The following is a 24021-nucleotide window of genomic DNA, read 5'->3' on the forward strand; positions in this document are numbered from 1 at the left end:
GGTTGGTCACCGAAACGGAGGTCGGGTCACCCCTGTGGTGCCACCGCATAGGCTGTGCGGACCAGCCAGCAGCAGCAGGGGGCATCCGCCATGACGACAGGTCGGCTCGGGCAGCATCGTGCCGCGCCACCGAACGCGGCCTACGCCGGGCAGGTCGTGCACTTCCCGGACCCGGTCCGTGCCGCCCGGCATCCCGGTGGGATCCGGGTGGACGGCAACGGCCATCCGGACTTCTCGCCGTACGCCCGTGCGGCCGCGGAGATCGCCGAGCCGCCGGAGGGTTTCGGCGTGGACGAGCTGCGGCTGACGGACTACGTGTCCGCGAACGCCGCGCTGGCCGCGACGGGGCACGAGCTGTGGGACACCGTTCCGGCGGTCGCGACGCCGCACGGCTGGACGTGGCACCACGTGGCCGGTACGCGGCGTATGGAGCTGGTGCCGGTGGAGGTGAAGGCGCTGCTGCGGCACCACGGCGGGCTGGCGACGGCGGTCGTGGATCACGGCAAGCGCGGTACGCGCCCGTTGCAGGAGACGCGGCCGGCGCATTTCGGGTTGCCGAAGGGCGCGTTGTCGGTGACCGAGGCGCAGTTGCTGGGTGTGGAGGAGGATCTGGGCTACCGGCTTCCGGGGGCGTACCGGTCGTTCTTGAAGGCGGCGGGCGGTTGCGCGCCGGTCGGGGCGGCGCTGGACGCGGAGCTGGGGCTGCTGGTCGACCAGCCGTTCTTCACGGTGCGTGACGAGGCGGCGGTCAATGACCTGGTGTACGTCAACAAGTGTCTGCGTGACCATCTGACGAAGGATTATCTGGGCGTGGGTTTCGTCCAGGGCGGTCTGCTGGCGGTGAAGGTGCGGGGCGGGGCGGACGTCGGTTCGGTGTGGTTCTGTGCGTACGACGACGCCCGTGACCAGGACGGCTGGACGGTGCAGGAGCGGGTGGACCGGCTGCTGCTGCCGTGCGGGGCGGACTTCGACGAGTTTCTGCAGCGGCTGGCGGGCAATCCGCCGGAGCTGGAGACGGTGGCGAACCTGATGGTGGACGGCGGCTTCGCGCGGGCCGTTCCGGTGGGGGAGTGAGCTTTCGATGGTGACCTTCGCGCAGGCGCAGGAGCGGGCGGAAGAGTGGGTCAACGGTGACGTGCCCGCGTACCAGCACCGTGAGGTGCGGGTACGGGAGTTCGAGCTGGGGTTCGTGGTGTGGGCGGAGGACCGGGAGACCGGCCCGACGTCGGACGGTGGCCGTCAGCGGCTGGTGATCGCCCGGGACAGTGGCGAGGCGACGTTGTGGCCGGGGTTGCCGGTGGGTGAGGTGATCCGCCGGTACGAGGAGGAGTACGGGGCCCCTGCCGCCGTGTCGGCTCCGGCCGCGGCGCCGCCGGAGCGGATCGACCTGAACCAGACGTCGTTTCTGCTGACCCCGCCGGAGTGGCTCCAGGACGCTGCGGACAAGTTGGGCATTCCGGATCGGCGTGCCGGGAGTGGCGGTGCGGACACGGGCGCGGAGGGTGCTCCGGTGGACGCGGTGCCGCCGGCTCCGGTGGATGCCGTGCCTGCTCCCCCTCGCGATGCCGTGCCGTCGGCTCCGGTGGCTCCGTCGGCCCCGGTGGCTCCGGAACCCGTCGACGCCGTGCCTGCGGCGTCCGCCGACACGGGGACGTCCGGGCGGGGGTCTCACGGGTCTGAGGGGGCTCTCGGGTCTCTCGGGTCTCAGGGGTCGCACGGGTCTCAGGGGTCTCACGTCGAGGGCGCCGCCTGGCCGGCCGCGCCCGGGGAGCCGGGGGACTACGAGCCCACCGCGCCCGACGGGGTGCCCGCCTCCGCGCCGTGGAGCGACGTGAACGCGCCCGGCGGCAACGGTGACGACGCCTCCGTACCGCTGCCCGCGACCGTGTTCGCGCCGCCGCTTTCGGGGGCGGACGACGACGACACGCCGCCGCCCGCGGTGGGCGCGGACGCCCCGACCGCGCTGATGTCGGGCGGCAGCCAGTTGCCGCGTACCGCCATCGCGCCCGCCATCGACCCGCAGGCCGGCCCGTCGGCGGGTGACATCGCGGACGCCGCCACCAGCAAGGCCACCCTGCCGCCGCGCGGCGCCAGGGCTCCGCGCGGGGCCGGGCCGACGACTCCGCCGCCGCCTGGTGCGCCGGGCACCCCCGGGGCGCGGCCGCCCGCGTCGGGCCCGGGTGCGCCCGGGGCGCCGGCCGGGGGGTACGTACCGACGCAGCTCGTGTCGCAGCTGCCGCCCGACGGTACGCCGCCGCCCGGGCCGCCGGCCCCTCCCGGTGCGACGCCGCCTCCGGGTGGCGGGGTGCACCACGCCGCGACGATGCTGGCGCAGCCGGGCCCGGGTGGGCCGGGTGCGCCGGCGCCTCCGCCGCCCCCTGGCGCGACGCCGCCTCCGGGTGGCGGGGTGCACCACGCCGCGACGATGCTGGCGCAGCCCGGTCCGGGTGGGCCGGGTGGGCCGGGTACGCCGCCCCCGCCCGGGCCTCCCGGTGCGCCGGGTGCGCCCGGTACGCCGCCGCCTCCGGCGCCTCCGGGCCCTCCGGGTGGCGGGGTGCACCATGCGGCGACGATGCTGGCCCAGCCGGGTCCGGGCGGCGCGCCCGGTCCGCTGCCGCCTCCGGCTCCCGCTCCGCCGGGTCCGGTACCGCCGGGTCCGGTACCGCCCGCGTACGGCTATCCGCAGGCGCCGCCCACCGGGATGCCGACCGTCGGCCCCGGCTACCAGGCCGTGCTGCGCTACCGCGCGCCCGACGGCTCCGAGGCCCAGCTGATCCGCCGCTCGGCGCCCGGTACGCCGCACCCCGAGTGGCAGATCCTGCACGAGCTGCGCGCCCTGAACGTGCCCCCGCAGCAGGTGCTGGAGCTGCACACCGAGCTGGAGTCGTGCGAGCTGCCCGGCGGCTACTGCGCCCGGATGATCCGGGAGACGTGGCCGCAGGCGCGGATCACGTCGATCGCCCCGTACGGGCGTGACCACGCGAGCCGCCAGCAGGGCATGCGGCAACTGATCGCCCACCAGGGGGAGTTGCACCAGGTGGCCGACGGTCCGGCGCGTCCGGCGCCGCTGCGGGTGCCGCTGCCGCCGGTGCAGCCCGCGCCGCCGGTGCCGCCGGAGGGCATCGCGCAGGAGCTGGTGGGGGCGTTCGGGCCGCAGGGGATCTGCCGGTTCGACCAGCGGGCCGTGTCGCGGCAGGGCGTGCCGGAGCTGGTGGCGCGCACGCTCGTGTGGGCGGGCCTGCCGGCCGACTTCGGGCCGTTCTTCTGGGCGCAGCCGGCCCAGCCGGTGGTGCCGACGCTCGCCGAACTGGCCGCGCAGCGGCAGGTGCGGCCGGCCTCCGACGCGGGCTCGTACCTGGTGATCGGGTCCGACTTCGGGCGGGCGATCTGCGTGCAGTACGGTACGGCGCACATCGTGGCCGTACCGGTGGAGGCGGGTCCGGACGGGCGGCCGGTGGCGCCGCAGTTCGTCAACAGCGGGCTGCCGGAGTTCACCCGGTGCCTGGGGCTGCTGGGTCGGATGTGGCGGCTGCGGTTCGGGTTGACGCCGGAGCAAGCGGGCCGCTGGACGGTCGATTTCCAGGCGCAGTTGGCGATGCTGGACCCGGCGGCGCTGTCGTCGCCGGAGAGCTGGTGGTCGGTGCTGCTGGAGCAGATGTGGGACGGGCTGCTTTAGGCCACGGCTTGGCGCATGGGCGCCCCTTTCCGCCGGTACGGGGTGTTGCATCCTGGATCGGGGAAAGGGGCGTCAGTCATGAGTGGGTTCGCTGTCGTATGGGGTCGCGGCTACCGGACCGAGCAGGTGGACCGGGCCGTCGCCGGTCTGGAGGCCGAGCGGGACGCCGCGCGGCGCAGGGCGGGCGAACTGGCCGTACGGGCCGGGGAGCTGAACGCGGAGGCGGCGCGGCTGCGGGAGTTCGTGGCGGAGTTGCCGCCGCAGCGGTACGAGGCGCTGGGGCGCCGCGCGCAGGAGATCCTGGCGCTCGCGGAGGAGGAGGCCGACGCGCTGCGGGCGGACGCGCTGGAGGAGGCGCGGCGCCTGGCGGACGAGGCGGGGGCGGCGGCCCGGTCGGTGCGGGACGCGGCGCGTGAGGCGGCACAGGCGGTACGGGGCCGGGCCGAGGCGCGGGCGGAGGAGACCCTCGCGGAGGCGCGGCGCACGGCCGGGCAGGCCCGGGCGGAGGCGCTCGCCGAGGCGGAGGCGCGGCGCGGCGAGGGGCTGGCCGCGCTGCGGGAGGCGCGGGAGCGCGCGGAGCGGCTGCTGGCCGCGCAGGAGGCCGGGCACGCCGGGCGGTGGGAGGCGGCCGAGCGCGAGGCGGCCGGGCGGGAAGCGGAGGTGGCGGCGCGGCACGAGGAGCTGATCGGGGCGGCGAAGGCGCGGCTCGCGGAGGCGGAGCGGGTGCTGGCGGCGGTGGCCGAGCAGGCGCGGCACGGCCAGGAGGAGGCGGACGCGCGGGCCGAGGCGCTGCTGGCGGAGGCGCGGGCGCGGGCCGAGCGGGTGGAGCGGGAGACGGAGCGGATCCTGCGGGAGCACGAGACGGCACGCGACGAGGTGCGGGCGCACATGGCCCACGTACGCAGCAGCCTGGCGGCGCTGACGGGGCGTACGGAGCGTACGGAGCAGGCGGAGCGTACGGAGCGTACGGAGCAGGCGGAGCAGGCGGAGCGTACGGAGCAGGCGGAGTAGGCCGGAGTAGGTCGGAGTGGGCGGCTTGGGTGGTGTGGGCGGTGTGGGACGGCTGCCGTGCGGGGCCCGCGCGTCCAGGTGTCCCACGTCGCCCACGTCGCCCGCGACGTCCGTCACGCGGTGCGGTCGTCGTCCGTGAGGACCGGGAAGCGGCGCGGGGCGAGGGTCAGGAGGGCCACGAGCGCCAGGGCTCCGGCCGCGGCGGCGCCGACGTACACGTACTCCACCGCCGCGTCGACCGCGGTGGGGGTGAGCGCGGCGGGGTCGTTCAGGTCGCCCTCGGTGAGGCGGGTGGCGAGGACGGCGTTGGCGATGGCGCCGAAGAGCGCCGCGCCCAGGCTCTGGCCGACCTGGCGGCAGAAGAGGACGGACGCGGTGGTGGTGCCGCGTTCGGACCAGGGCACGGTGGACTGGACGCCCACGATGAGCGGGAGCTGGAAGAGGCCGAGGGCGGCGCCCAGGAGCAGCATGATGAGCGCCGGCTGCCACGGTTCGCCGGGGTAGGGCAGGAGTGGGAAGGCCAGCAGGACGAGGATGGCGAGCGTCATGCCGATGACGGCCGTGAGGCGGAAGCCGATGCGGTTGTAGAGGCGGTTGGAGAACGCCGCGCTGATGGGCCAGGACAGGGTCATCGCGGACAGGACGAAGCCTGCGGCGATGGGGCCGAGGCCCAGGACGGACTGGGCGTACGTCGGGAGGAAGACCGTCGGCGCGACCATCAGCAGGCCGAGGGCGCCGAGGGAGAGGTTGACCGCCGCGATGGTGCGGCGGCGCCAGACCCAGCCGGGGATGATCGGTTCGGCGGCGCGGCGTTCGATCAGGACGGTGACGGCCATGAGGACGCCCGCGCCCGCGAAGAGCGCGAGGGACGGGGCGGAGAGCCAGGGCCAGGCCACGCCGCCCTGGACGAGGGCGGTCAGCAGCAACGTACCCGTGGTGAAGATCGCGAGCGCGCCCGGCCAGTCGACGCGGACCTTGGTGCGGGTTCGGGCGGGTTCGGTGAGGTGGCGGGTGATCAGCCAGAGGGCGACGGCGCCGACGGGCAGGTTGACCAGGAAGATCCAGCGCCAGTCCGCGTATCCGGCGAGCAGTCCGCCGAGTGCCGGTCCGGCTATGGAGGAGGTGGCCCAGACGGTGGAGAGCCGTGCCTGGATCCTGGGGCGTTCCTTGAGGGGGTACAGGTCGGCGGCGATGGTCTGCACGGTGCCTTGGAGGGCCCCGCCGCCCAGGCCCTGCACGATGCGGAAGGCGATGAGGGAGGCCATGCTCCAGGCGGCGGCGCACAGCAGCGAGCCGATGAGGAACAGGACGATGCCGGCGACGAGGACGGGTTTGCGGCCGAAGGTGTCGGAGAGCTTGCCGTACACGGGGAGGGTGACGGTCACGGCGAGCAGGTAGCCGGAGAAGAGCCAGGAGAAGACGGAGAGTCCGCCCAGGTCGCCGACGATCTGCGGTACGGCGGTGGAGACGATGGTGCCGTCGAGGGCGGCGAGGGCCATGCCCATCATGAGGGCCGCGACGACCGGTCCGCGTCGGCGGGGTGCGGTGGCCGGTGCCGCGGCCTGGGGTATCGCTTCGGCTTCGGACACCACCAAGGTCCCTTCCCTATGCACGTATTTCGTCGGGTCAGCCTCTCACTCCCTCCGCGGCGGGAGAACCCCTAGGGGCATCTCCCTACGTCCGGCCAGGGCGGGTTCGTCCCGCCGGAGGACGAGACGGCACGGGCTCGTTCCTTAGCTTGTTCCTACAGCCCCCGGCGAGGGCGGGGGGTGGGGGAAACCCCAGGGCAAAGACTGCAATGGGCACCAGGGCGCTGGGGCGCCGGGCCCGGAAGACTTGTACGCGTACGCAGATTTCGGCGCCCTGCGATGTTCTGTTCCGTCATGACCGACATAGGAGACTTACCGTGACAACGGCTGTGACCATCCCCAGGCACGGGGGTACTGGAGGGCGTACGGCCGTCGCGGCGCGGGCGCGCCGGGTCGTGAAGGCGTACGGGGCGGGGGAGACCCGCGTCGTCGCGCTGGACCACGTCGATGTGGACATCGCGCGCGGGCAGTTCACCGCGATCATGGGCCCGTCCGGCTCCGGCAAATCGACGCTGATGCACTGCCTGGCCGGCCTGGACACCGTGACGAGCGGCGAGATCTTCCTCGACGAGACGGAGATCACCAAGCTGAAGGACAAGAGGCTGACGCGGTTGCGCCGGGACCGGGTCGGCTTCATATTCCAGGCGTTCAACCTGCTGCCGACGCTCAACGCGATCGAGAACATCACGCTGCCGATGGACATCGCCGGCCGCAAGCCGGACGCGGCCTGGCTGAACCGGGTGGTGGAGACGGTGGGGCTGGCCGAGCGGCTGAAGCACCGGCCTTCGCAGCTGTCGGGTGGCCAGCAGCAGCGTGTCGCGGTGGCCCGTGCGCTGGCCGCCCGGCCCGAGATCATCTTCGGTGACGAGCCGACCGGGAACCTGGACTCGCGGGCCGGCGCGGAGGTGCTGGGCTTCCTGCGCAGGTCCGTGGACGAGCTGGGCCAGACCATCGTGATGGTCACGCACGATCCGGTGGCGGCGAGCTACGCGGACCGGGTGCTGTACCTGGCGGACGGGCGCATCGTCGACGAGATGTTCCGGCCGACGGCGGACGCGGTCCTGGACCGGATGAAGGACTTCGACGCGCGGGGGCGGACATCGTGACCGTCGTCAGAACCTCACTGCGCAACTTCTTCGCACACAAGGGCCGTATGGCGCTGTCGGCGGTGGCGGTGCTGCTGTCGGTGGCGTTCGTCAGCGGGACGCTGGTGTTCACGGACACCATGAACACGACGTTCGACAAGCTGTTCGCGGCGTCGGCGGCGGATGTCACCGTCAGTCCGAAGTCGGCGGCGACCGACGACGAGGTGCCGCGGACCGGCAGGCCCGAGTCGATGCCCGCGTCCGTGGTCGAGCGGGTCGAGGCGGCGGAGGGCGTCAAGTCGGCCGAGGGCGCGGTCGTCTCGACGAGCGTGACGGTCGTCGACGCGGACAACAGGAACATGGGGTCCACCAACGGCGCCCCCACGTTCGCCGGCAACTGGACGCGCAACGACCTGCGTTCGATGGAGATCGCGTCGGGGCACGCGCCGCGCGGTCCGACCGAGGTGATGGTCGACGCCGACACCGCCGAGAAGCACGGGCTGGCGCTGGGCGACGAGCTGCGGACGATCGCCGTCACCGGCGACTTCACGGCGAAGATCTCCGGTATCGCGGCCTTCCGGGTCACCAATCCGGGTGCGGCCGTCGTCTACTTCGACACCGCGACGGCCCAGCGGGAACTGCTGGGCGCGGAAGGCCGGTTCACCCATGTGTATGTGGCGGCGGACGCCGGAGTCGGTCATGAGCAGCTGAAGAGGAGCGTCGCGTCCGCCGTCGAGGGGCCGTACAGGTTCCAGACGCAGGCGGAAGCGGCCGACGCGGGCCGGGAGGACGTCGCCGGATTCCTGGACGTGATGAAGTACGCGATGCTCGGCTTCGCCGGGATCGCTTTCCTCGTCGGTATTTTCCTCATCGTCAACACCTTCTCGATGCTGGTCGCCCAGCGCACCCGCGAGATAGGCCTGATGCGTGCCATCGGGTCGAGCCGCCGGCAGATCAACCGCTCGGTCCTCATCGAGGCGGTGCTGCTCGGCGTTGTCGGTTCGGTGCTCGGTGTGGGCGCCGGGGTGGGGCTCGCGGTCGGTCTGATGGAGCTGATGTCGTCCATGGGCATGGAGCTGTCCACGCGGGACCTGACGGTCAGGTGGACCACTCCGGCCATCGGCCTGCTCCTGGGTGTCGTCGTCACCGTCCTGGCGGCGTACGTACCGGCCCGCCGGGCCGGCAAGGTCTCCCCGATGGCCGCCCTGCGGGACGCGGGCACCCCGGCGGACGGCAAGGCCGGTCTCGTACGCGGGATCGTGGGGCTGGTCCTGACGGGCGCGGGCGGTGCGGCGCTGTACGTGGCGGCGCGGGCCGATCAGGCGGCCGAGGGGTCGGTGTTCCTCGGTGCGGGTGTCGTGCTGAGCCTCATCGGGTTCGTGGTGGTCGGCCCGGTGCTGGTGGGCGGCGTGGTCAAGGTCCTCGGCGCGCTACTGCTGCGGGTGTTCGGGCCGGTGGGGCGGATGGCGGAGCGCAACGCGCTGCGCAATCCGCGCCGGACGGGGGCGACCGGCGCCGCCCTGATGATCGGCCTCGCGCTGGTCGCCTGCCTGGCGGTGGTGGGCTCGTCGATGGTGGCCTCCGCGACGGAGGAGCTGGACAGGTCGGTGGGCGCGGATTTCATCGTCCAGAGCGCGGGCAATGACGGCCGGCCGATCGTGCCGCAGGCGCAGGCGGCCCTGGAGAGGACGCCGGGCATCGCGCATGTGACGGAGTACAAGCTGGTGGACGCCGAGCTGACGTCGCCGGACGGCAAGAAGGAGGACGAGGGCGTCATCGCCGCCGATCCCACGTACGCCACCGACTTGCGCCGTGAGACCGTCGCTGGTGAGCTGACGGCCGCGTACGGCAAGGACGCGATGTCGGTGGGCAGCGACTACGCCCAGCGGCACGGGGTGAAGGTCGGCGACACGATCGCGGTGGCGTTCAAGGGCGGCGAGACGGCGAGGCTGAAGGTCGCGGCGATCACCTCGGACGACACGAACGTCGACAAGGGCGCCACGTACACCAGCATCACGACGGCCGGGAGGTACCTGCCGGCCGAGAAGATGCCCCACAGCATGATCATGTTCGCGAAGGCGGAGGAGGGCAAGGAGAGCGAGGCCTACGCCGCGCTGAAGGAGTCGCTGGCCGGCTATCCGCAGTACAAGGTGCAGAACCAGACGGACTTCAAGCAGGACCTGAAGGACCAGATCGGACAGCTGCTGAACATCGTGTACGGGCTGCTGGCGCTGGCGATCATCGTGGCGGTGCTGGGTGTGGTCAACACGCTGGCCCTGTCGGTGGTCGAACGCACCCGGGAGATAGGCCTGATGCGGGCCATCGGCCTGTCGCGCCGTCAGCTGCGGCGCATGATCCGCCTGGAGTCCGTGGTGATCGCCCTCTTCGGCGCCCTGCTCGGGCTGGTCCTCGGCATGGGCTGGGGCACGGCGGCGCAGAAGCTGCTGGCCCTGGAGGGGCTCGGGGTCCTGGACATACCGTGGCCGACGATCCTGACGGTGTTCGCCGGGTCGGCGTTCGTGGGCCTGTTCGCGGCGCTGGTCCCGGCGTTCCGGGCGGGCCGGATGAACGTGCTGAACGCCATCGCGACCGAGTGACGCCCCGCCGCGTGGCGTCCGTGGCGTCGGTGGCGCCTGTGGCGTCCGGTGGTGTCCGTGGCGTCCGGTGGCGCCTGTGGCGTCCGGTGGCCGGTCAGGTGCGGCGCTGCAGCAGCAGGTAGCCGCCGGCCTCACCGGCCACGCGGTAGCGGGCGTCGGGGTGGAGCTGCCGGGCGTAGGTGTGGGCGTCGCGCACCCAGCCGGAGGAGTTGTTGAGCGCGATCCAGTCGGGCGTCACGCCCCGCGTGTCGCCCACCCACAGCACGCGGCAGCGGCCGGCCAGGCGGCTGATCGGCCCGACGTTCGCCTCGACCGTCGCGCCGTCGGGGACGCGGGCGAGGAGGTCCTCGGCCGCGACGACCCGCGGGGACTTGCGGTACGTGGCGGCCTCGGTGAGCGACGCGAGGGGCAGGGAGGTGGTCAGGGCCAGCGCGGCCGCCGCGGCGCAGGCGGGGAGCCGGTCGGCGTACGTACGCAGCCAGGGGCGTGGGCTGCGGCGGGAGATGTCGGCGGCGTCGGCGAGGGCGAGGAACAGAACGGGCATCAGGACGGCGCTGTAGTGCCAGTCGGTCGACCAGTAGTGGTCGTCGCCGGACAGGAAGCGCCAGCCGAGGGTGGGCGCCCCGGCCAGCAGGAGGGGGGAGCGGACGGCGAGCAGGCCGGTGGTGGGCAGCAGCAGCCAGGCCAGGGTGCGCAGCTTGGTGTCGGCACCGGCGAAGGGGGAGGGGCCGCCGTCGACCTTGGTCCAGTAGTCGTAGCCGCCCGTGGTGTTGAAGGAGGGGATGACGGCGGTGAGGGTGAGGAGCGTGGCGGTCGCGCCGAGGACGGCGACGCCGATCGCGTACAGGGCGGCGCGGGACGGGTCCCGGCGGGCCCGCCAGGCCACGACCAGGGCGATCGCGGCGAGGGTGACGCCCAGGTCCTCCTTGACCAGGACCAGGGGCACCGCCCACAGGAGTGCGGCGCGCCATCGCCGACCCAGGAGGGCTTCGAGTGAGAAGGCGATCAGCGGGACGGCGAAGCAGATCTCGTGGAAGTCGAAGTCGGCCGCCTGCTGGATGCCCCAGGACAGTCCGTACGCGATGCCGATGGCCAGGCCGGAAGCGCGGCCCAGCAGGCGGGTCGCGGCGCGGGTGACGGGGATCGCGGCGAGCGCGAAGAGCGCGGCCTGGGCGACGAGGAGGGTGACGGGGGTGGGGAAGAGCCGGTAGGCGGGGGCGAGGAGGGCGGTGATGGGGCTGAAGTGGTCACCGAGGATGTTGGTGCCCGGGCCCTTGAGGTCGGCGACCGGGGCCTGGAGGTGGGCGTAGCCGCGGATGGCCTGCTCGAAGATGCCCAGGTCCCAGGAGCGGGTCTCCATGCGGCGGTACCGCAGGACGGAGAGGGTCGTGTACGCGGCGAACAGTGCGAGCGCGAGGAGGTACGGGGCGCGGTCCGTCCAGGTCCGTGGCCGGTTCCCGGGCGCGGGGGGACGGCGCGCCCCGGGTATCGGTATCGGTTCGGTGCCGCCGGTGGGCGGGGCGAGGACGGCTCCACGCATGGGTGAGGGGCTCCTTCGGGCGTCTCGTCGGGCGTCGGGCGTCGGGCGTCCGGCGTCCGGCGTCCGGCACGTGCTTACGGGCCGGCGGGACCGGGCGGGGTCGGACAGGTCTCATGGCGTATACGTCCGGGGGGACGGTTCCGGTTGACACTCTGCCGCACGAATTTTCGGACGTTTCGTGGGGTGCTTCGTGGGACGGGAGAGGTTTCGGGCGCGGCTGTCGGAGCGACGTCGTACGCTGGGAACCCCCGGCCCGTGAGACGTGTCGGGCGGTTCGCGTTGCCCACACCCCCCGGATGGAAGCCTTCATGAGCTTGCACGGTCTGCTCGACGCCGTCGTCAAGGACCCCGCCCTCACCGAAGCGGTGAAGGCCGCCGCCGATGGTCACCGGGCCCATGTCGACCTGGTCGGCCCGCCCGCCGCGCGTCCCTTCGCGCTCGCCGCGCTGGCCCGGGACGCCGGCCGCCCGGTGCTCGCCGTGACGGCGACCGGCCGGGAGGCGGAGGACCTGGCGGCCGCTCTGCGCACCCTGCTGGACCCGGACACGGTCGTGGAGTACCCGTCCTGGGAGACGCTGCCGCACGAGCGGCTCTCGCCCCGTTCCGACACGGTGGGCCGCCGCCTGGCCGTGCTGCGGCGCCTGGCCCACCCGTCGGCGGACGACCCGGCGACCGGCCCGGTCTCGGTGGTCGTCGCGCCCGTACGCTCCGTGCTCCAGCCGCAGGTCAAGGGCCTGGGCGACCTGGAGCCGGTGTCCTTGCGCACCGGGCAGACCGCCGACCTCAACGAGGTCGTGGAGGGGCTCGCGGCCGCGGCGTACGCGCGCGTGGAGCTGGTGGAGAAACGCGGCGAGTTCGCGGTGCGCGGCGGGATCCTGGACGTGTTCCCGCCGACGGAGGAGCACCCGCTGCGGATCGAGTTCTGGGGCGACGACGTCGAGGAGATCCGGTACTTCAAGGTGGCCGACCAGCGGTCCCTGGAGGTCGCCGAGCACGGCCTGTGGGCGCCGCCGTGCCGGGAGCTGCTGCTGACGGAGTCGGTCAGGGCACGGGCGGCGGCCCTGGCCGAGGCCCACCCCGAGCTGGGCGACCTGCTCGGCAAGATCGCCGAGGGCATCGCGGTGGAGGGCATGGAGTCCCTCGCCCCGGTCCTGGTCGACGACATGGAACTGCTGCTGGACGTGCTGCCCAAGGGCTCCATGGCGGTGGTGTGCGACCCGGAGCGGGTGCGTACCCGGGCCGCCGACCTGGTGGCCACCTCGCAGGAGTTCCTGCACGCCTCATGGGCGGCGACCGCCGGTGGCGGCGAGGCGCCGATCGACGTCGGCGCGGCGTCGCTGTGGGGCATCGCGGACGTACGGGACCGGGCGCGCGAGCTCGGCATGATGTGGTGGTCGGTGTCCCCGTTCGCCGCCGACGACACGTGGACAGATGCCGCTGACGCGGCGGGGGACGACGACACGCTCAAGCTGGGCATGCACGCCCCGGAGTCGTACCGGGGCGACACCGCCCGCGCGCTCGCCGACACCAAGGGCTGGCTGGCGGACGGCTGGCGCACGGTGTACGTCACCGAGGCGCACGGCCCGGCGGCCCGCACGGTGGAGGTGCTGGGCGGTGAGGGCATCGCCGCCCGCCTCGACGCCGACCTCACCGACATCTCGCCGTCGGTCGTGCACGTGGCGTGCGGCTCGATCGAGTACGGCTTCATCGACCCGGGCCTGAAGCTCGCCGTCCTCACCGAGACCGACCTGTCGGGCCAGAAGGCGGCCGGCAAGGACGGCCAGCGGATGCCGACGCGGCGCCGCAAGACGATCGACCCGCTCACCCTGGAGACCGGCGACTACATCGTCCACGAGCAGCACGGTGTGGGCCGCTACATCGAGATGGTGCAGCGCACCGTCCAGGGCGCCACCCGCGAGTACCTCCTGGTCGAGTACGCCCCCGCCAAGCGCGGCCAGCCCGGCGACCGCCTCTACATCCCCACCGACCAGCTGGAGCAGGTCACCAAGTACGTGGGCGGCGAGGCCCCGACCCTGCACCGGCTCGGCGGCGCCGACTGGACCAAGACCAAGGCGCGGGCGAAGAAGGCGGTCAAGGAGATCGCCGCCGACCTGATCAAGCTGTACAGCGCCCGCATGGCGGCGCCCGGCCACGCCTTCGGCCCGGACACCCCCTGGCAGCGGGAGCTGGAGGACGCCTTCCCGTACGCGGAGACCCCCGACCAGCTGTCCACCATCGCCGAGGTGAAGGAGGACATGGAGAAGACCGTCCCCATGGACCGCCTGGTGTGCGGCGACGTGGGCTACGGCAAGACGGAGATCGCCGTGCGCGCCGCGTTCAAGGCGGTGCAGGACGGCAAGCAGGTCGCGGTCCTCGTGCCCACCACGCTCCTGGTCCAGCAGCACTTCGGTACGTTCTCCGAGCGCTACTCGCAGTTCCCCGTGGTCGTCCGCGCCCTGTCCCGCTTCCAGTCCGACACGGAGGCGAAGGCGACGCTGGAGGGCCTGAAGGACGGTTCCGTCGACATCGTCATCGGCACGCACCGGCTGTTCTCGTCCGAGACCAAGTTCAAGGACCTGGGCCTGGTCATCGTCGACGAGGAGCAGCGGTTCGGTGTCGAGCACAAGGAGCAGCTGAAGAAGCTGCGCGCCAACGTCGACGTCCTCACCATGTCCGCCACCCCCATCCCCCGGACGCTGGAGATGGCCGTCACCGGTATCCGCGAGATGTCGACGATCACGACGCCCCCCGAGGAGCGGCACCCGGTCCTGACCTTCGTCGGACCGTACGAGGAGAAGCAGATCGGCGCGGCGATCCGCCGTGAGCTGCTGCGCGAGGGACAGGTCTTCTACATCCACAACCGGGTGGAGTCCATCGACCGGGCCGCGGCCCGCCTCCGCGAGATCGTTCCCGAGGCCCGGATCGCGATCGCCCACGGGCAGATGTCCGAACAGGCACTGGAGCAGGTGGTCGTGGACTTCTGGGAGAAGAAGTTCGACGTCCTGGTCTCCACGACGATCGTCGAGTCGGGCATCGACATCTCCAACGCCAACACCCTGATCGTCGAGCGCGGCGACAACTTCGGCCTCTCGCAGCTGCACCAGCTGCGCGGCCGTGTCGGCCGTGGCCGCGAGCGCGGTTACGCGTACTTCCTCTACCCGCCGGAGAAGCCGCTCACCGAGACCGCCCACGAGCGCCTCGCGACGATCGCCCAGCACACCGAGATGGGCGCCGGCATGTACGTGGCCATGAAGGACCTGGAGATCCGGGGTGCGGGCAACCTGCTGGGCGGCGAGCAGTCCGGCCACATCGCGGGCGTCGGCTTCGACCTGTACGTACGCATGGTGGGCGAGGCGGTCGCCGACTACCGCGCCTCCCTGGAGGGCGGCGTGGAGGAGGAGCCGCCGCTGGAGGTCAAGATCGAGCTCCCGGTCGACGCGCACGTCCCGCACGACTACGCGCCGGGCGAGCGGCTGCGCCTCCAGGCGTACCGGTCGATCGCCTCCGCCAACTCGGAGGAGGACATCAAGGCGGTCCGCGAGGAACTCGCCGACCGCTACGGCAAGCTCCCCGAACCGGTCGAGAACCTCCTGCTGGTCGCCGGCCTGCGCATGCTGGCCCGCGCGTGCGGCGTCGGCGAGATCGTCCTCCAGGGCCCCAACATCCGCTTCGCCCCGGTGGAACTGCGCGAGTCGCAGGAGCTGCGCCTCAAGCGCCTCTACCCCCGTACGGTGATCAAGGCCCCCACCCACCAGATCCTCGTCCCCCGCCCCACCACGGGCAAGATCGGCGGCAAGCCGGTCGTGGGCCGCGAACTGCTGTCGTGGACGGGCGAGTTCCTGACGACGATCCTGGGGTCGTAGATGTTCATACGCCGTGTTACCTTCGGAGCATGGCGAAGACCCGGGTGACGTTCACCATCGACCCGGCGGACGCCGCGCGGCTCCGCCGGGCGGCCCAGCGTGCGGGCGTGACCGTGTCGGCGTACATCGAGTCCAGGGTCCTGGCCTCGGTCGAGCAGGACGAGGCCATAAGCGCGGCGTTCCGGGACGCGGACGCCGCGACCGCCGCCGCCTACGCCGCCGCCGACGCCGCCATCTGGCCGGAGCCCGAGCCGCTGACGGCGGAGGACAAGGCGGAGGCGGACGCCGTCCTGGAGCGGTTCTTCGCCAAGATGCAGCGCTCCGCATGACGGCACACGTCGTCTACGACAGCGGCGCGCTGATCGCCGTCGAGCGTGGCAGCGCCAAGTTCCGCTACCTGCACCGAACCTGGCGGGCCGCCGGAATCACGCCGGTCGTCCCCGGCCCGGTCCTGGCGCAGGTCTGGCGGGGCGGGGCCCGCCAGTACGCCCTCGCCGAGTTCCTCAAGCAGTGCCGGGTGCACGTGGCCTACACGGTGGACGACTACCGTCGCGCAGGCTGGATGCTGGGCCACGCCGACCTGCCGAACAAGCAGCGGCCGGACGCGGTGGACGCCCTGGTCGTCCTGACGGCGGTGCTTCACCACACGGACACGGTCGTCACCTCCGACCCCGCCGACGTGGCCGCCTGCGCCGCGACGCTCGACTGGAAGCTGGACCCCGTGGTCGTGTGAAGCGAGGCCGGGGCGGAGCGACTCTCGCGGTGCGCCGCTCGTCGCAGCGCCTATGAGCCGTCGAGGTCGATGACGAAGTCCACCACGGTCGTGTCGCCCCGCCGCACGATGGGATGCGCCACCTCGACGACGCGACCGGTGTCGGCGATGTGCCGGCGCGTGTACCGCAGTACGGGGACGCCGGTGCCGATGCGCAAGGTGGTGGCCTCCTCGGCGGTGGGCATCGCGCAGGTGAACGACTCGGTGATCCGGCTGACCGTGATGCCGAGCGAGGACAACTGTGCACGCGTCCCGCCGGGCCACGGCTCGTGGATCGGGTCGGCGACCGGAGTTCCGGCGACGTCGCTCCACCGCAGGTAGCTTGTGCTCATCTGGGTCGGCATGTCGCTGTCGTAGAAGACGAAGTTGCGCGCGAGGAGCCGTTCTCCGGGCTCGCACTCGAAGAGCACCGCCAGTTCCGGGTCTGCCCGCACCTGCTCGAAGCGCTTCTCGAGCCGGTACTCCGACCAGCCGATTCCCTGGTCACGAGTGAAGGGCGTGGCCTTTGCGCCGCTCTGGGCGCGGTAACGATCCGCCGCCATGCGATGGACCGGTGGCCGTGGCCGTACGCGGGTTCCCGCGCGGGCCCGGCTCTCCACGACCCCTTCATTGCGAAGCAAGCCGAGGGCATTGCGGATCGTGGCCTCGGAGACGCCGTACGCGTCGCACAGCACCGGGAGGATGGGCAGCTTGTCGCCAGGCCCGAACTCCCCCGAGGTGATACGGCGCCGCAGGTCAGCGGCGATCCGCTGGTATTCGGGCTGAGTCACGCCACACCACCGTTCCGAACGGGCTTCTTAATCTGCGTACACATAATGTCCCGCCCGGCTTGACCTGCGCCAATGGCCCCGGCATTCTGACTACAGAAAGGAGTTATCTGACGTCAGATAACTCCCTCGGGAGGTCCTGCATGTCCGGTCGGGGGTACACGTGGTGCAAGTGTTTCGCCGGTCTGCCGGAACAGGCCCGAGCCGTCCGAGGGTGGACGGCGCTGCGCATCCCTCATGCCGACGCCCCGCTCATCGCTCACGAACTCTTCGTGGCGACCCTGGCAAGCCGACCGAACGCCGTCGAGATGACCCTGTCCACCGTGGACCGCCGCGTCCGCATCACCGCGGCCGGTCCTTCGGTGCTGTCGCTGCTTCAGTGCCATGGCCCCGGCTCGGTCATCGTCCGATCCCTCAGCACCGCCAGCGGGGTCGACCCCGACCGGCGCGCCATGTGGGCCGAACTTTGCTGTACGACCGACGTCTCATGAAGGAGTGCACCCCTATGCACCGGCTGCTCGTCGACGTCTTCGAACGAATCCGGGCCGGGCTCGTCGGCCCGCCTGGCCGCCACCGCACGGGCGGCGCGAGTGCCGCACCGCCGCGTCCCGCACCGCCGCGTCCCGCACCGCCGCGTCCCACTCCGCCCGCCATCGCCGCGCGACCCGCGCCGACCGTACGGCACTGGTACGAGCCCCTCGACGGTGAGGCGACCGCCCTCGTCCGGCCGTATCTGCGGGCGTACGAGTGGGAGTACGTGGGGGTGGCCGTATGAGTGTGCGGGAGGTGCCGGGGTACGGCGGCGAGGGGAGGCGGTGTTACGTCATCGGTGACGGCGACGGGCCCGTCTCCCGGCTCGTGAACGAGATGGAGGCGGCGCGGCTGGAGCCGACGGAAGGCGCCCTTGACGGCCCGGAGTCGACCTACGCCGAGTTGGTCGCGCTCGTCGCCCAGTTGGCCCATGCCCTGGACGACGTTCTGCGGATCGCCGAGTGCGGCGGTACCACTCAGGCGCGCTGAGGCTCCAGGTGCAGGGCCGTGATCCCGCAGGCGAACTGGCGGGTGGCGACCAGACGCAGGGGCTGGTGGGAGCCGGTGTAGGGGAACACGGGCAGGCCGGTGCCGAGGGCGGTGGGGTTGACGAGGAGGTGGAGCTCGTCGAGCAGGCCTTCGGCGAGCAGGTTGTGTACGAGGGTGGCGCCTCCATAGGTGATGATGTCGCCGCCCGGCTGGGCCTTCAGCTTGTTCACGGTCTCGGCGAGGTCGCCGCCCGCGACGACGGCGTTCTCCCAGGGGGACTCGGTGAGGGTGCGGGAGATGACGACCTTGGGCGTGTTGTTCATCTTGTCGATGGACGCCTGGTCCTCGCCCTCCGGGCCGGCCGCCCAGGCCGGGATGAAGCCCTCGGCGAGCTTGCGGCCCAGCACGATGCAGTCGACCGGCTCGGTCAGTGCGTCGAGGTACGCGTTGATGTCGTCGGTCCACGGGCACGTCAGCCAGTCCATCTCGCCGTTCGGGCCGCCCATGTAGCCGTCGACGCTCATCTGGACCTGAAGCTTGAACTTACGCATGGGGGCGTTCCTTTGCCGTCGGTGTTGTCGGTGCAGCCGGTGTTCAGACCGGCGCCGGGGCGGAAACTCATCGCTCGCGCCCCGGATGATCAGTCCCCGGATCTGAACAGTAGGCCGGTAAGCGACCGGAAGACGTCCTCCGGAGCCCTGTCGCCCACCGGGTCGGTGAGGTTGTGGGTCAGAAGCAGGGTGGCGAAGCCGTGGGCCAGGGACCAGGCCGCGATGCCCGCGAGGCGGGCGTCGTCCGCGTCGACCGCGCCGGTCACGGCCTCGCGGAGGCGGTCGCCCGCGCGGGACCTGGCCTCCTGGAGCGCGGGGTCCTCGGGCCGGTGGAGGTCCGGCTGGAACATGACCTGGAAGTGCGCGGGGTGGTCCATGGCGAAGCGCACGTACCGTACGCCCGCGTCGCGCAGGTCCGTCGCGTCCCCGAGGGACGCCGCCAGGAGGCCGAATCCCTCCGCCGCGATGGCGGTCAGCAGGCCCGCGCGGTCCTTGAAGTGGTGGGCGGGGGCCGCGTGGGAGACGCCCGCGCGGCGGGCCAGGTCGCGGAGGCTGAGGGCGGCCGGGCCGTCGGTGCGGATGACGTCGAGGGCGGCGGTGAGGACGGCCCGCCGCAGGTCGCCGTGGTGGTAGGCGCGCTGTCTGGTCATGAGTGAACCGTACGCCCAATCTAGGCATTGACAAGTTCGAATGGGGCGCGGATGCTTCATTTAGTCAGTGTCTAGATGGGGGAGTCGGTCATGGACGTCTCGCGCGTACGGCAGATGTGGCACCTGCTGGAGCCTCTGCACGCCGTGCTCTACTACGCGCCGGAGGCCTTCGAGGAGGCCGCCGCGCTCGGGTACGTCACCGAGGAACGCTGGCCCTCCTACTTCGCGTGGCGCGCCGCGCCCCTCGGGCCCGTGGGCGCCGGACCGGTCGCCGCCGCGTTCTACAGCTTCAGCCCCGCGATGGTGGAGCGGTACATGGCGGCCGCGTGGGAGGTCGCCGCACCGGGGGACGTCGTGGAGGCGCGGCTGCGGGCGATGGACCGGTTCTACCGCAGGCTGCTCGGGGAGCAGGCGGACGAGCTGGAACAGGCCGCCCGCCTCGCCCGGCGCGCCGCCGAGGCCGCCGTACCCGCCGGGCGGCCGCTCGCCGCCGCCAACGCCGCGCTGGAGTGGCCGAAGGCACCGCACCTGGTGCTGTGGCACGCCGCGACCGTGCTGCGCGAGCACCGCGGGGACGGCCACGTGGCCGCGCTGCTCACCGCCGGGCTCGACCCGGTCGAGGCGCTCGTCTCCTTCGCCGCCGTGGGCGCCGCATCCACGCGGACCTTCGCGAGCCGCGGCTGGAGCGAGGACGAGTGGGCGGCCGCCCGCGAACGGCTCGCCGCCCGCGGGCTCGTCGCGGAGGACGGTACGGCGACCGAGGCGGGGCGGGCGCTGCGCGCCGAGGTGGAGCGGCGTACGGACGAACTGGCCGCGGCCCCATGGGCGGCGCTCGGGGACCAGGGGACGGCACGGCTCTCCGAACTGCTCGGCGGCGTCTGGGTCGCCGTCCTCGGGGCCGGGCTCCTGCCCCGCGAGAACACCCTGGGGGTGGGCAAGGGGTAACACCTACGATGCGGGCATGCGTTCGCCTCGTACCCGTACCCGTACCGCTGTTGCCGTCCTGCCCGCCGTGGCGCTCGTCCTCGCCGCGTCCCTCGTCACCGGGTGCGAGGCGGCCGGTGACGGCTCGTCGGGTCCCGGACCGTCGTCCGGCAGCGCGGCGGTCCCGCTGGACAACCCGGACGGTACGAAGCCGGGCCTCGCGCCCGTCACGTCGGACGCCGACCGGGACGAGGCGCGGCGGCTCATCGAACGGCTCGCCGTGAAGGGGCGCGGGCCGAAGACGGGTTACGACCGGGACGAGTTCGGTTACGCCTGGCTCGACACCGCCGACGGCGTACCGCTGGCGCGCAACGGCTGCGACACCCGCAACGACCTGCTGCGGCGGGACGGGCAGAAGCTGCGCTTCCGTGACGGTTCGGACTGTGTGGTCGTGGCGATGACCCTGGACGACCCGTACACCGGCAAGGCCATCGAGTGGCGCAAGCAGCAGGCCTCCGAGGTGCAGGTGGACCATGTCGTACCGCTGTCGTACAGCTGGCAGATGGGCTCCTCCCGCTGGCCGGAGCGCAAGCGCGAACAGCTGGCGAACGACCCGCTGAACCTGCTGCCGGTCGACGGGCCCACCAACTCCTCGAAGGGCGACTCCGGCCCGGCGTCCTGGCTGCCGCCGGACAGGACGATCCGGTGCTCGTACGCGGTGCGCTTCGCCCAGGCGGCGCTCAAGTACGAACTGCCGGTCACCGCGGCGGACAAGGGCGCGATGCTGCGGCAGTGCGGTGGTTGAGCCGCCCGCAGCCGGGACGGTACGCGCCTCGTGACCGACCACCAGTCCGCGACCGACCAACGGTCCGCGACCGACCAACGGTCCCCGACCGACCAACGGTCCGCGGCCGCCCAGTCCGCGGCCCTCCACTCCGTGGCCTCCGCCAACTTCCGGCGGTTCTGGCTCGGGCAGACCCTCTCCCAGTTCGGCACCCGCATCGGCACGCTCGGGCTGTCCGTGACCGCCGTGGAGCTCCTCCACGCGGACAGCGGCCAGGTCGGCATCCTCGGCGCCGCGTCCACCGTCTGCTACCTCCTCATCGGCCTCCCCGCGGGCGCGTGGGTGGACCGGATGCTCAAGCGGCCGACCATGATGGCCGCCGCCCTCCTCCGCGGCCTCGCCGTTCTCGCCGTCCCCGTCCTGTGGCTCACCGGGGGACTGCGGATGGAGGTGCTGTACGCCGTCGCGCTCGTCGTCGGCGTGGTGACTGTCTTCTTCGACGTCGCCTACCAGTCCTACGTACCGGTGCTGGTGCCCGAGGACGACATCGGCGCCGCCAACGCCCGCCTCGAAGCCACCGCCCAGGTGTCCACCCTCGGCGGGCCGGCACTGGCCGGACTGCTGATGCGGGTCGTCAGCGCGCCGGTCGTGATGCTGGTGGACGCCTTCGCCTACTTCGCCGGTTTCCTGTGCCTGGCGTTCACCAAGGACGGCGAGCAGCGGCCCGCGCCGGCCCCCCGGGCCAAGGGCCGGCTCGCCGCGGACATCGCGGCGGACATCGCGGAGGGGCTGCGTTTCGTACGGGACCAGCCGGTCATCCGGCGGCTCGCGGCGGCCATGGGCGTGTCCAACTTCTTCGCCACCATGGTGGCCACCCTGGTCCCGGTCCTGGTCATGCGTAGCCTCGGCTTCGACTCGTCCATGCTCGGCCTCGTCATGACCTGCGGCGCGGTCGGCGGCGTCCTCGGAGCGCTGCTCGCGCCCAGGGCACGGCAGCGGTTCAGCGCCGGTACGGTCATGTCCTCCGGCCTGCTCATGGCCGCGTTCTTCACGGTGTCCAGCCCCCTGGCGGCCCTGGTGGCCCCGCATAGCCGGGTCCTCGCGGGTGCGGTCCTGCTGGCCGGCGAGTTCGGTCTCACCGTCGGGGCGCTGCTCTTCAACGTTACCCAGGTCAGCCTTCGGCAGAGCCTGTGCCCCAAGCACCTCCTCGGCCGGATGAACGCCTCGATCCGCTTCGTCGTCTGGGGCGGCATGCCGTTGGCGGCGCTGCTCGCGGGCGGGCTCGGTTCGGCGATCGGCGTGGTGCCGACGCTGTGGATCGGGGTGGCGGGCAGTGTCGTGACGGTCCTGCCGATCCTCACCATCGACAAGGTGGGGCGGGAGTCGTGAAACACGGCCGAGCCGGACAGGCCGCCCCCTCCGACGGTCTGTCCGGCTTCCCCCGTGGCTCCCCCTACTGCTCCCCGAGCTCCTTGAGGTCGAGGATGTCCTTGGCGGCCGGCTGCTTCGCCGGGACCGGCTTGTTGTAGTCGAGGAAGGACATGGTCCCGGGCTCCTCGCCGCCCTTCTGCTCGATCTTCAGCAGGTACGGCTCGCCCTCCGTGGCGACGTAGATTTTGTACGTCGCGTCGCCGTCCTTCTCGGTGAGTATCAGCGCCTTCTTGCCGTTGACGGTGGTCTCCTCGCCCCGCTGGGCCGAGTTGATGCCCGTCTCGAACTCGGCCAGCATGGTGTCCAGTTCGCACATCTCGAGGCTGTCCTTGGCCTCCGGGTCCGTGACGTCGGTCTTCACCCAGCGGCCCTTGAGCATCTTCAGGACCGCCTCCGTCTCCTCCGGCGAGCCGCCCTTGTTCTGCTCCCGCAGGAACGCCTCGTCGAAGCGCATGTAGGCGACCTTCCCGGTCCTGATGAGCTCCGCGGTGCCGGTGGGCCCCATGGAGATGGTTCCCGCGCACTGTCCCTTGGTGTCCAGGGCCATGAAGGCCTTGACCGGGCCGTCGGACATCTGGAGGTTCGCGTCCAGGGTGAGCGAGTCGGCCGTCTTGGTGGCCTTGATGGCCTTGTTGGCGATCTGGGGGCCGGAGAGGCCCGCGAACGGACCGGACTCCTCGACTCCGCCGGAGGAACCGAAGGGGCCGCAGGCGGTCAGGCCGAGCGCGGCGGCGGCGCAGAGGGCGGCCAGGGCGGGGCGGGTGAAGGCGCGGAGGGCGGTGGAAGACATGGGGGAGTGTTCTCCGGGGTGAGGTCGAGCGGGGGAAGGGTGCCTGCGGTGGGATGGAGGGGGCGGCTAGAGCTTCAGGTCCCACTGGACGGCGTTGTAGTCGAAGCCGGGGGTGACCTCGACGGTGAGCGTCTTGGCGTCGGCGGGGGCGTCGAAGGCGTACTTCACGGTGGCCTTCTTGCCGGGCAGGATCTCGCCGGTGAAGCCGTTGCCGTACGTGTCACCGTCGAAGATCTCCTCGGCGGTCACGCCTTCCTTGCCGGCGCGGGCGCTGACGCTGAGCGAGTCGGTGGAGAACTTCTCCTTGCCGGCGTTCTCGACGACGATCGTCAGCTCGTAGGCCTTGTTGCCCTCGGTGTGGCCGACCGCGAACTCGCCGGGCTCGACGGACTTCGCCTCGGACACGGTCACCTGCAGGTCGTCGTCGTAGACCGAGGTGTCACCGGCGGCCAGGGGCTTGCCCTTGGTGGCGTCGTCCGCCGCGCCGGCGTCCTTCTCGGCCGGGTCGCCACCCTTGCCGGCGGCCGGGTCCTTCGACGCGGTGTCGGCCACCTCCTTGTTGTACTCGTCCACCACGCTGTCCACGGCCTTGTAGGTGAGCACGGCGCCGACGACCGACAGGATCAGCGAGACCAGGCCGAGCACCGCGCCGGTCGTCGTGACCCCCTTGTTCGTGGCCTCGCCCCGCTTGACGCGGCCGCGGCCGATCAGGCCCAGGATCAGGGCGATGAGGCCGAGGATGCCGGCCAGCCAGAACAGGAACGGGATCAGACCCGAGACCGCGCCGATGATGCCGAGGACCAGCGCGGCGGTGCCGAGTCCGTTACGGGCCGGCAGCGGGGCCGGGGCGCCGCCGTACGGACCGGGGCCACCCGGATAGGGCTGCTGGGTGCCGTACTGGGGCTGCTGCGTGAAGTCGGACATGGGTGCCCTCCCGGACAGTGACATGGGTCTGTGTCGGGGCCCGTGCA

Annotated in this window: 21 protein-coding genes; 14 read left to right on the forward strand and 7 right to left on the reverse strand. The window is 72.4% G+C overall.

The window, feature by feature from the left end; genetic code table 11:
* Positions 1-90: 90 nt before the first annotated feature.
* The 3 genes from AMK26_RS27810 (at position 91) to AMK26_RS27820 (ending at position 4687) form a co-directional block, all read left to right on the forward strand.
* Positions 91-1074: an SMI1/KNR4 family protein gene (locus AMK26_RS27810; RefSeq protein WP_073757539.1), complete on the forward strand. Its 984-nt coding sequence runs from the start codon at positions 91-93 to the stop codon at positions 1072-1074.
* 7 nt (positions 1075-1081) lie between these two features.
* The gene (locus AMK26_RS27815) at positions 1082-3676 is read left to right on the forward strand and encodes an SUKH-4 family immunity protein (protein WP_073757541.1); all 2595 of its coding nucleotides are present in this window, start codon (positions 1082-1084) and stop codon (positions 3674-3676) included.
* A gap of 78 nt (positions 3677-3754) precedes the next feature.
* Positions 3755-4687: a cellulose-binding protein gene (locus AMK26_RS27820; RefSeq protein ID WP_073757543.1), complete on the forward strand. Its 933-nt coding sequence runs from the start codon at positions 3755-3757 to the stop codon at positions 4685-4687.
* A 113-nt stretch (positions 4688-4800) separates the two neighbouring features.
* Here AMK26_RS27820 and AMK26_RS27825 read toward each other — a convergent pair whose 3' ends face one another.
* Positions 4801-6276: an MFS transporter gene (locus AMK26_RS27825; RefSeq protein WP_241838093.1), complete on the reverse strand. Its 1476-nt coding sequence runs from the start codon at positions 6274-6276 to the stop codon at positions 4801-4803.
* 317 nt (positions 6277-6593) lie between these two features.
* Between AMK26_RS27825 and AMK26_RS27830 the strand changes: the two genes are divergently transcribed.
* Together AMK26_RS27830 and AMK26_RS27835 are read left to right on the forward strand one after the other, a co-directional pair.
* Complete coding sequence (locus tag AMK26_RS27830) at positions 6594-7382, forward strand: ABC transporter ATP-binding protein (protein ID WP_073757547.1); 789 nt, start codon at positions 6594-6596, stop codon at positions 7380-7382.
* Positions 7379-9958 carry an ABC transporter permease gene (locus tag AMK26_RS27835; protein ID WP_073757549.1) on the forward strand — a complete coding sequence of 860 codons (2580 nt, stop codon included), beginning with the start codon at positions 7379-7381 and terminating at the stop codon, positions 9956-9958. Before AMK26_RS27830 ends, AMK26_RS27835 begins: the two co-directional genes overlap by 4 nt.
* A gap of 94 nt (positions 9959-10052) precedes the next feature.
* Here AMK26_RS27835 and AMK26_RS27840 read toward each other — a convergent pair whose 3' ends face one another.
* Positions 10053-11498, reverse strand: coding sequence for a DUF2079 domain-containing protein (locus tag AMK26_RS27840; protein ID WP_073757551.1), 1446 nt, complete (start codon positions 11496-11498; stop codon positions 10053-10055).
* A gap of 308 nt (positions 11499-11806) precedes the next feature.
* On the opposite strand from AMK26_RS27840, the gene mfd reads away from it, so the two are divergent.
* Genes mfd through AMK26_RS27855 form a run of 3 tightly spaced genes read left to right on the forward strand, consistent with a single transcriptional unit; the run spans position 11807 to position 16094 of the window.
* On the forward strand, positions 11807-15361 hold the full coding sequence (gene mfd / locus AMK26_RS27845) for a transcription-repair coupling factor (protein WP_073757553.1): 3555 nt from the start codon (positions 11807-11809) through the stop codon (positions 15359-15361).
* 29 nt (positions 15362-15390) lie between these two features.
* Positions 15391-15690: a hypothetical protein gene (locus tag AMK26_RS27850; protein ID WP_073757555.1), complete on the forward strand. Its 300-nt coding sequence runs from the start codon at positions 15391-15393 to the stop codon at positions 15688-15690.
* Positions 15687-16094, forward strand: a complete 408-nt coding sequence (locus AMK26_RS27855) for a hypothetical protein (RefSeq protein WP_073757557.1) — start codon at positions 15687-15689, stop codon at positions 16092-16094. Before AMK26_RS27850 ends, AMK26_RS27855 begins: the two co-directional genes overlap by 4 nt.
* Before the next feature lie 50 nt (positions 16095-16144).
* Here AMK26_RS27855 and AMK26_RS27860 read toward each other — a convergent pair whose 3' ends face one another.
* Positions 16145-16903 (reverse strand): GntR family transcriptional regulator, encoded by a 759-nt coding sequence (locus AMK26_RS27860; protein WP_073757559.1) that lies wholly within the window; start codon positions 16901-16903, stop codon positions 16145-16147.
* A 269-nt stretch (positions 16904-17172) separates the two neighbouring features.
* On the opposite strand from AMK26_RS27860, the gene AMK26_RS38075 reads away from it, so the two are divergent.
* Genes AMK26_RS38075 through AMK26_RS27875 form a run of 3 tightly spaced genes read left to right on the forward strand, consistent with a single transcriptional unit; the run spans position 17173 to position 17920 of the window.
* The gene (locus tag AMK26_RS38075; protein WP_241838094.1) at positions 17173-17391 is read left to right on the forward strand and encodes a hypothetical protein; all 219 of its coding nucleotides are present in this window, start codon (positions 17173-17175) and stop codon (positions 17389-17391) included.
* Between the two features lie 14 nt (positions 17392-17405).
* Positions 17406-17675 (forward strand): hypothetical protein, encoded by a 270-nt coding sequence (locus tag AMK26_RS27870; RefSeq protein WP_073757563.1) that lies wholly within the window; start codon positions 17406-17408, stop codon positions 17673-17675.
* The gene (locus AMK26_RS27875; protein WP_073757565.1) at positions 17672-17920 is read left to right on the forward strand and encodes a hypothetical protein; all 249 of its coding nucleotides are present in this window, start codon (positions 17672-17674) and stop codon (positions 17918-17920) included. Before AMK26_RS27870 ends, AMK26_RS27875 begins: the two co-directional genes overlap by 4 nt.
* On the opposite strand, the gene AMK26_RS27880 is transcribed toward AMK26_RS27875, so the two are convergent.
* Positions 17908-18471 (reverse strand): dihydrofolate reductase family protein, encoded by a 564-nt coding sequence (locus tag AMK26_RS27880; protein ID WP_073757567.1) that lies wholly within the window; start codon positions 18469-18471, stop codon positions 17908-17910. The two genes, AMK26_RS27875 and AMK26_RS27880, sit on opposite strands and share 13 nt — an antisense overlap.
* 89 nt (positions 18472-18560) lie before the next feature.
* Positions 18561-19121, reverse strand: coding sequence for a TetR/AcrR family transcriptional regulator (locus tag AMK26_RS27885; protein ID WP_073757569.1), 561 nt, complete (start codon positions 19119-19121; stop codon positions 18561-18563).
* A gap of 90 nt (positions 19122-19211) precedes the next feature.
* Here AMK26_RS27885 and AMK26_RS27890 point away from each other — a divergent pair, with 90 nt between their 5' ends.
* From AMK26_RS27890 to AMK26_RS27900, 3 genes are read left to right on the forward strand one after another with little or no spacing between them, the layout of a single operon-like run.
* Positions 19212-20066, forward strand: coding sequence for an SCO6745 family protein (locus tag AMK26_RS27890; protein WP_241838095.1), 855 nt, complete (start codon positions 19212-19214; stop codon positions 20064-20066).
* 16 nt (positions 20067-20082) lie between these two features.
* Positions 20083-20850: an HNH endonuclease family protein gene (locus tag AMK26_RS27895; RefSeq protein ID WP_073757573.1), complete on the forward strand. Its 768-nt coding sequence runs from the start codon at positions 20083-20085 to the stop codon at positions 20848-20850.
* Positions 20851-20880: 30 nt separating this feature from the next.
* Positions 20881-22218, forward strand: a complete 1338-nt coding sequence (locus tag AMK26_RS27900) for an MFS transporter (protein WP_198944175.1) — start codon at positions 20881-20883, stop codon at positions 22216-22218.
* 64 nt (positions 22219-22282) lie between these two features.
* Here the strand turns inward: AMK26_RS27900 and AMK26_RS27905 are convergent, their stop codons facing one another.
* The gene (locus AMK26_RS27905; protein WP_073757575.1) at positions 22283-23050 is read right to left on the reverse strand and encodes a hypothetical protein; all 768 of its coding nucleotides are present in this window, start codon (positions 23048-23050) and stop codon (positions 22283-22285) included.
* A gap of 66 nt (positions 23051-23116) precedes the next feature.
* Positions 23117-23974, reverse strand: coding sequence for a DUF4352 domain-containing protein (locus AMK26_RS27910; RefSeq protein ID WP_073757576.1), 858 nt, complete (start codon positions 23972-23974; stop codon positions 23117-23119).
* Positions 23975-24021: the final 47 nt, after the last annotated feature.

Origin of the sequence: Streptomyces sp. CB03234, assembly GCF_001905885.1 — a bacterium.
Taxonomy (GTDB): Bacteria; Actinomycetota; Actinomycetes; order Streptomycetales; family Streptomycetaceae; genus Streptomyces.